The sequence below is a fragment of the Lachnospira sp. genome (assembly GCF_016290755.1).
Taxonomy (GTDB): Bacteria; Bacillota; Clostridia; order Lachnospirales; family Lachnospiraceae; genus Lachnospira; species Lachnospira multipara.
The window spans coordinates 1-7,222 of record NZ_JAEEVD010000077.1 but is presented as its reverse complement, the minus strand read 5'-3'; the positions used below and the strand labels follow the sequence as shown (position 1 = coordinate 7,222).

General features: G+C 35.0%; 5 protein-coding genes and 1 pseudogene. 5 read left to right on the top strand and 1 reads right to left on the bottom strand.

Translation table 11 applies throughout. The annotated features are described in order from the left end of the window. The 3 genes and pseudogenes from QVA17_RS11880 to QVA17_RS11870 all read left to right on the top strand — a co-directional run. Window positions 1-187, top strand: a pseudogene (locus QVA17_RS11880) (type II toxin-antitoxin system Phd/YefM family antitoxin); the annotation flags it as partial. Between the two features lie 27 nt (window positions 188-214). Further along, window positions 215-421: a hypothetical protein gene (locus QVA17_RS11875; RefSeq protein ID WP_287389153.1), complete on the top strand. Its 207-nt coding sequence runs from the start codon at window positions 215-217 to the stop codon at window positions 419-421. Between the two features lie 115 nt (window positions 422-536). Beyond that, on the top strand, window positions 537-2,936 hold the full coding sequence (locus QVA17_RS11870; protein WP_287389152.1) for a hypothetical protein: 2,400 nt from the start codon (window positions 537-539) through the stop codon (window positions 2,934-2,936). A gap of 139 nt (window positions 2,937-3,075) precedes the next feature. Here the strand turns inward: QVA17_RS11870 and QVA17_RS11865 are convergent, their stop codons facing one another. Next, window positions 3,076-4,278, bottom strand: coding sequence for a helix-turn-helix transcriptional regulator (locus tag QVA17_RS11865; RefSeq protein ID WP_287389150.1), 1,203 nt, complete (start codon window positions 4,276-4,278; stop codon window positions 3,076-3,078). 135 nt (window positions 4,279-4,413) lie between these two features. On the opposite strand from QVA17_RS11865, the gene QVA17_RS11860 reads away from it, so the two are divergent. Together QVA17_RS11860 and QVA17_RS11855 are read left to right on the top strand one after the other, a co-directional pair. Next, window positions 4,414-5,931 (top strand): MFS transporter, encoded by a 1,518-nt coding sequence (locus tag QVA17_RS11860; RefSeq protein ID WP_287389149.1) that lies wholly within the window; start codon window positions 4,414-4,416, stop codon window positions 5,929-5,931. Then, the coding region (locus QVA17_RS11855) for a glycoside hydrolase family 2 protein (protein ID WP_287389147.1) at window positions 5,924-7,222 on the top strand (1,299 nt) is incomplete at its 3' end. The genes QVA17_RS11860 and QVA17_RS11855, both read left to right, overlap by 8 nt.

Genomic DNA, 7,222 nt, shown 5'->3' with positions numbered 1-7,222 from the left:
TGGACGAGGAGATACGGTTACTCTCGCATATGAAGAGTATAAAAGAATGAAAGCAAGGATTGAACTTTTGGAGATTCTTGCAGAAGCTGATGAAGATGTTAAGTATGGAAGAGTTGCACCTATGAAAGATACATTTGACGACTTAAGAAGTCTTCTTAAGGAGGAGCAGGCTTGTAGTCTTTTGTGAATCTCAACAGACTTTTATGTGGTTAATATGTTACACTATAAAGAATTACTGAAAACAGCCGATATAAACTTTGTTTATATAACGAAGGGGGTTGACGGCTATGCAAACAGTGTTACAATCTTGCAGAGCAGAGCAGAGCAGAGCAGAGCAGAGCAGAGCAGAGCAGAGCAGAGCAGAGCAGGGGTTAGTTGCGGCCTTTTTTGGGATAAAACAGAATATGATGATGATGGATAACCGTCGGATTTGATGGGGCAGATATGCCCTGTTAAGTTCGGCGGCTTTTTGTGTTTTAAAGGTGATTCAGCGACCATAACAGCTGTAAATAAAGATGTAAAGGAGATAAGAACTTATGAAGATTAAGATGAAACGACTATTTAGCATCATGCTTAGTCTTGTGTTGGTGCTTGGATTAATGCCGGTAACCAGTTTAACGGCGTATGCAGAAGGCGAAGGCGAAAGCGGAACTGGAACCGGAAGCGGAACTGGAACTTATAGTGCTACACTCGAAGCAGATTTAGCAATTAATTCAAATAACCTCAATTTGGAAATCAGCTTTTTCAATGATGGCGGTGGAAATGGTACCAAACTTGGAACTCAGCTAGTTACTATTTACCCTGAAAAAGGAGAACGTACAGGGAGCGATAGTGGAAATATTCCAAGTGGTGCCAAGTCGGTTAAAATTAACGTTCAAACAGCTGGCCCTGGCAACTTGGTAGATTTTAATAGTAGTAGTATTTCTATTAACGGTACCCCAATTGATGATATTGGTGGAATAACGGGCTCATTGCCACTGGATATAAATGACACGGATACTTTAGCCATAAATATTAAAATTATACCAAACAATCCAGGTGGTGAAAATTCTGGTCAAGGTGGTGAAAACTCTGGTCAAGGTTCTGGAGAATCTGGTCAAGGAGGCGGTTCACAGGAAAGGATTACGCTCAATTTTAATCTATTAGGTGATAATATTGATTTTATAGAAGAGGTTTCGGTAACAAACGGAAGAGAAACTCAAAGATTTCAAGGCAGAACAGGTACAGTAACTATAGAAAAGGCTGACAAATACACTATTAGTATTATTCCATATTTTGGTGGTTTCAAAATTGCAAGCGCCAAAATAGACACAAAATCTTGTACAATAGATGAGGAGACAGGAATAGCATCACTGGAGGTTTCTAAGAAAGACGGAGCCTATAATATTTCCATTACCAAAGGAGAACAAAGTGATGATGTGACGATTCTTTGGACCTACGATCCAGCAGAAAGAACTGGTGCTTGGTCTGATGCTTACATTGATGCAAGTACAGGAACTGTTGAATTTGTTAGTGCTACAAGAGACGGCAATCCGGTTAATCTTTATTACGATACAAATAATGGAGGCTATATACAGTGTAAGCGCGGAGACGTGGTAACGTTACGTTTTGTACCGAAAGCCGGCTATCAGCTTTCAAGTGCCAGTTTGAATGGTCAGACACTTGTAGCACAAAAGGAACAAAGTACTTTTACTGTGACAATGAATGGTAACTTCCACCTTGCAGGTGCTTTTAGCAAAACTAATCCTCAGGTAAATGTCAGTGGAAGCAGTAGTGTGTCAGGGCTTAGCGTAAGCGGAACAGATGCAGCTCTCACCACTGGTAATGTGGCAATCGGCGTAACAGGAGGAAAAAGCAATCCTGCCGATGCTAACATTTTGACAGCCATGGGTGATGATGGCAATGATTTTGTAAGTGCAGTTGAAACTGTCGATATCACTATGACCAATGTTATTAGTAAAGGTGGTAGCGGAGATTATTTTTCAAATTCAGCTAATTATTGGACTAACAATATGACAGATCTTTCCAGTGCAGCTTCATTTTCCTTAAGTGTACCAAACAATCTATCTGAAGGGGAAACTTACAGTATTGTAAGAAACCACAATGGAACTCTTGAGGAATTAGATGCTATATATAATTCTGATACGGGAAGACTTACATTTTCATCAGATAAATTCTCAAATTATACAATTATAAAGAAAAAAGGCACTCCTATAACTAATCAGAATGATAATTCTTCCGGAGGTTCATTAGATAGTACGGACACTAGTACAAAGGTTCCATATGCGGATGTTGCTACCACAGCAGGTGTTGTAAATGATATTACAGATACAGCTGCAGTAACATCAGAAAGCAATCCTTTTGGAGCAAAGATTGAAAACAACGATAACTTGACAACCCTTTTAGCCCTTACAGATGAAGAAGTGGCTCAGGGTGTAAATGTATGGCTGGATATTCAGGATATGAGTGCTTCTGTACAACAGACAGATAAGACCTTAATTCAGGATAATTCTGGTGATTATACAGTTGGACTTTATTTTGATATTAATCTGTTTAAGAAAGTCGGAAGTAACGATGCAACAAAAGTTACTGAGACCAATGGTAAAGTACAAGCAAGTATAGTTATTCCTGAAAGCTTGAGGAAGAGTGGCAGAACCTTTGAAATCATCCGTGTGCATGATGGCGTGGCTACAGATATCACAGGTACTTATGATGAAAATACCCATGTATTCACATTTGAAACAGATAAGTTTTCAACATATGCCCTAGTTTACAAAGATTTGACTTCATCAAGTGATAGTAGCAACAACACACAGTCTACTACACCAAAGACCGGGGATCCAAATGATATCAAAGTATGGTATCTGCTTCTTCTAGCATCTCTTGGCGGACTTGGATTTTTGGGGCTTTCAAAGAAGAAAAAAGTAAATGACTAAAACAGAAAAACAACAGTAATCATACAAATGGCTGTGCCCCAAAACGGCATAGCCATTTGCTATATAAGCAGTAATGTTAAGGAATTCTTTAACAGTCCACAAAGTGAGCGTGCTAAAAAATTCCTTGGAACATTTAATTTTAGCCTACAGTAGAATTATGTTTTTTACGATATTGACTTGGTGTCATGTCCATTTCTTTTTTAAAGAGCTTAACAAAATAGTTACTATCAGCTATACCAACAGATTCGCTGATTTGCTGAATGCTTTTTTGACTGCTTTCTAGAAGTTGACAGGCTTTTGTAACTCTTACTTTTCTTAGATATTTTCCAGGAGTTGTGTTTAATTCCTTTTTAAATAGAGTTAGAAGATAGCTCTTTGAAATAGACATCGTAGCTGTTAATAAATCAAGTGTAATATCATCCTGGTAGTAGTTTTCAAGATAGTAAATAGCGTTATTAATAACAGCGCTATGTTTGTTAGTATTAAGCTGCATAATAGCTTCGCAGAAATCCTTTACCATTTCTTTCTTGTGATCAAGAATTTTTTCAATATCTGTTTCTTTAATTGTAAGTTTAGTATTTTTAGATGAAATCTTATCTATAACATATACTGGTAAACCAGCTTTAAGGGCTGCAATTCTTAGGGTTGTTCTAGTAATTGCGCAGCCTATTCTTTCGTTTTCTAATGTGGAACCAATTCTTTTTATATAGCTTACATCCTGCTGCATCTTAGATAAGTAGTTAAGGGCAGCCTCACTATCTCCCTTAGTTACGCAGTTAAAGAAGCTTTTTTCATTGTCATATCGAAGTTGTAGAAGATTAACAAAGTTCTCTCTATCTTCTTCAAAAAATAAGAACTGGCTTTCATCTTCAAAAAAGCTAGGTTTTTTAATTCTACGACCTGAGTATTCGGGATCATTAGTTTTAAGGAAAGATGTAGCTATATGGACTGCCATATCTTCTGAAATCGTTGGAAATAGATTTCTGTAACGTAGATAAATATTCACATTTAGATCCTTTATGTTATTTTGTTCTAACACTCTTAATGCGTCTTGCTTTGTATGAAGAAGTGGTGTGAAAGGCCCTAAAATATATAGTTCATCATCAAGAAGAAAAACAAGCATTGAAATGTTAAAAACATCAGTTAATACATAGATTGTATTGGCATCCATGTTGTCTTTCATAGTCATGATAGCATCAGCGCTAAAAATTAATTGCACTCTATGTATCATATTTTTTTTGCCAAATTTTGCGGCTTCTTCTTTGGTGTTAATCCTATAAAATCCGATATTATAGAGTTCTCTTATAAGTTGTAAATTGTTGTCAGTAAGTTCGTTTTTCATAGTATAATCCTTTATATATTATAATGTGAAATAAAAATAAGAATATTATGCTAATATGAATAACTTTGTTCTATAGCTATTTTACAATAAATGTTATCTTATTACCATAAAAATTCATTGAATTGGGAGGTTTTTATGGAAACTAATAACTTGGGCAAAAGCCAAAAATACATGAAGGAAGGAGGAATACATTTTGCTCCTCTTTGGAGAATAATAGGATTCTCAGGTGCTAATATGGCAGGTAATCTTTATATGGGATTAACAATGATTATGTCCTTCTATCTTAATGGCTATGTAGGTATGGCTGTTATTTTGGCTTCTAGCTTTTCAACAATAACACGTCTTTGGGATGGTATAACTGATCCAATTGTAGGTTTTTTTGTTGATAAGTTTAAGGGAAATAAGTACATTGGAAAAACTAGACTTTGTTTAATTATGGGTGGCTCTCTTTTGTTATTAAATAGTTTTCTAATGTTTAATGTTACAGATAGATTGCCAGCTGGTCCTATTAGACCTGTATTTTTTATATTTTTTACAGCGATTTATTATATTGGATATACATTTTTAAATGTATCAAATCACGTGGGATATGTTTGCTTAACAAATGATCCTGCACAAAGAAACATTTTATCAATCACAGGTACAATTTTTGTTAGAGTTATGAGAGCTGTAATGCAGATGGTTACTGCTGCATTAGCTGTTAAGTATGGCTCAATTAGAAGTGCTTTATTTTTCCATGAATATTGGGGAATTGTGGCAATTATAGCAACAATCGGTATTGTGATTTCTTATATTTGTATTATGCCAAAGGATATTCCAGAGTTCTCTGTAATTAAGACCAATAAGTCTTCAAAGGTAAAATTTAGAGATTATCTAGATATTCTAAAGCACAATAGACCGCTACAAATGATGATCGTAGCAAGAGCTACAGATCAGTTTTCTAATACTTGTAAGACAAGTGCAATTACACTTGTCCTTTATGGAATAGTAGTTGCCAACTATAAGCTTTCAGGCGGTTGGACACTATACACAACTATTGTTGGGCTTGTAATGATGACATTTGGAATCGGAGCCATTGGTACTAAGCTTGGTTTAAAGAAGGCTATGCAAATTGGTTCTTGGGGAGTGATTTTTCTTGACACAGTTGCTATTTTAATTTGGATTTTTATGGACCCTAAGACACTTTGTTTACCAGGTTATGTTAATGGTTATGGTCAGGCGTTTAACGGCTTTAGTGCATTTACAATATGCTTATTTATTGTAACTGTAATTGGTGGCGGATTCCAAATGATTACAAGTTCAATAGTTAATCCTATGATTGCAGATGTTAACGATTATGAAGCTGCTCGTTCAGGAAAATATAAGGCTGGTATGATTGCAACATTATTTTCATTTATGGATAAGTTAATTTCATCTTTTGGCCCAACTTTTGTAGGTATTGGATTTGCAATAATTGGCTTTAAGCATGCATTCCCAGACCTTAATACAAGCTATAGCACAAGCTTACTTGCAATTGCTCTTATTTTTAATTATGGATTAGAGCTTATTGGTGCAATTTTTAACATTATAGCAATGAAATTCTACGAGCTTACACCTGAGAAGATGAAGGAAGTTAAAGAAACAATTTATGAAATGAGGAAGTTAAATGAATAAATTATCATTTAATAATGGTTGGGAGTTTACAAAAGTTAATAGTATGTCAATGGATTCAAGCCTTGAAAAATCTGAAATTGTGAACTTACCTCATACATGGTATAGCAATGACAATTACTATAGGGGTATGGCAAAATATTCAAAAAAATTGTTAATAAATGACAATTGGAAAAATGTATTTATTGACGTTGAGGCAGCAGACCAACATGCTTATGTTTATGTGGATAATGTTTTGTTAACAGAGCATAAAGGTGGATATAGTGCCTTTAGATGCCAGATTCCAGAGGGAATTTATAAGGGTAAAAAAGAGCTAGAAGTAAGCATTTATGTAACCAATGCACTTGACAAAACAATCTCTCCCTTAGTTGGAGATTTTACGATTTTTGGCGGACTATATAGAGGCGTTAATATTCTTTATACAGAGCATGACTCATATTTTGATCCTTGTTATTATGGAACAGATGGGGTGATTGTTAGAACGAGTCTTAATGAGGATTATGGTCTAGTGGATATTGAACTGCACACCAAGACAAAGCAGGAAGATAGACTAGAGACAATTATAAAGGCAGCAGATGGAACAATTATTTATAGCTACGTCTGTGAGATAAGAGAACACATTCAGGCACAAATAAAGAATCATATATTGTGGAATGGTAAGAAAAATCCATATTTATACACTGTAATTACTAGACTTTATTCAGGTGATGAATTAGTTGATGAAAAAATCACAAAAACCGGCTTTAGACATGTAGAGATTGATTCTAATAATGGCTTATTTTTAAATAATGAGCACATTAGAATTAACGGAGTTTCAAAGCATCAGGATGTGGGAGAAAAATATAGCGCAGTTGTAAATGATGACATTTTAAATGATTTTTCCTTAATTGATGAGATAGGAGCTAATTCTATTAGATTGTCCCATTATCAGCATAGTAGCTTTACATATGAATGTGCTGATAAGAAGGGATACTTAATATGGGCTGAAATTCCTATGCTTAAAATGACACAGGATGAAGAATTACTTGATAATGCTAGGGAGCAACTAAAGGAATTAATCCTACAAAATATTCATCATCCTAGTATTTACTGCTGGGGTATCCAAAATGAAATTGGTATGTTTAGAGATGCTCCATATATGTATGAAGAATTAATAAAATCCAAGGAATTAGTCAAGAGTCTTGATAGTCAAAGACTAGTTAGTGCAGCTAATCTATACACTGTTAAATTTAAAAGTAAGCTTAATGACACAACAGATATGATAGGCTACAACGTATATTTTGGTTGGTATTAT

Coding starts and splice junctions, on each gene's coding strand:
- QVA17_RS11875 (WP_287389153.1), top strand. CDS start 215: ATGTTACACTATAAAGAATTACTGAAAACAGCCGATATAAACTTTGTT.
- QVA17_RS11870 (WP_287389152.1), top strand. CDS start 537: ATGAAGATTAAGATGAAACGACTATTTAGCATCATGCTTAGTCTTGTG.
- QVA17_RS11865 (WP_287389150.1), bottom strand. CDS start 4,278: ATGAAAAACGAACTTACTGACAACAATTTACAACTTATAAGAGAACTC.
- QVA17_RS11860 (WP_287389149.1), top strand. CDS start 4,414: ATGGAAACTAATAACTTGGGCAAAAGCCAAAAATACATGAAGGAAGGA.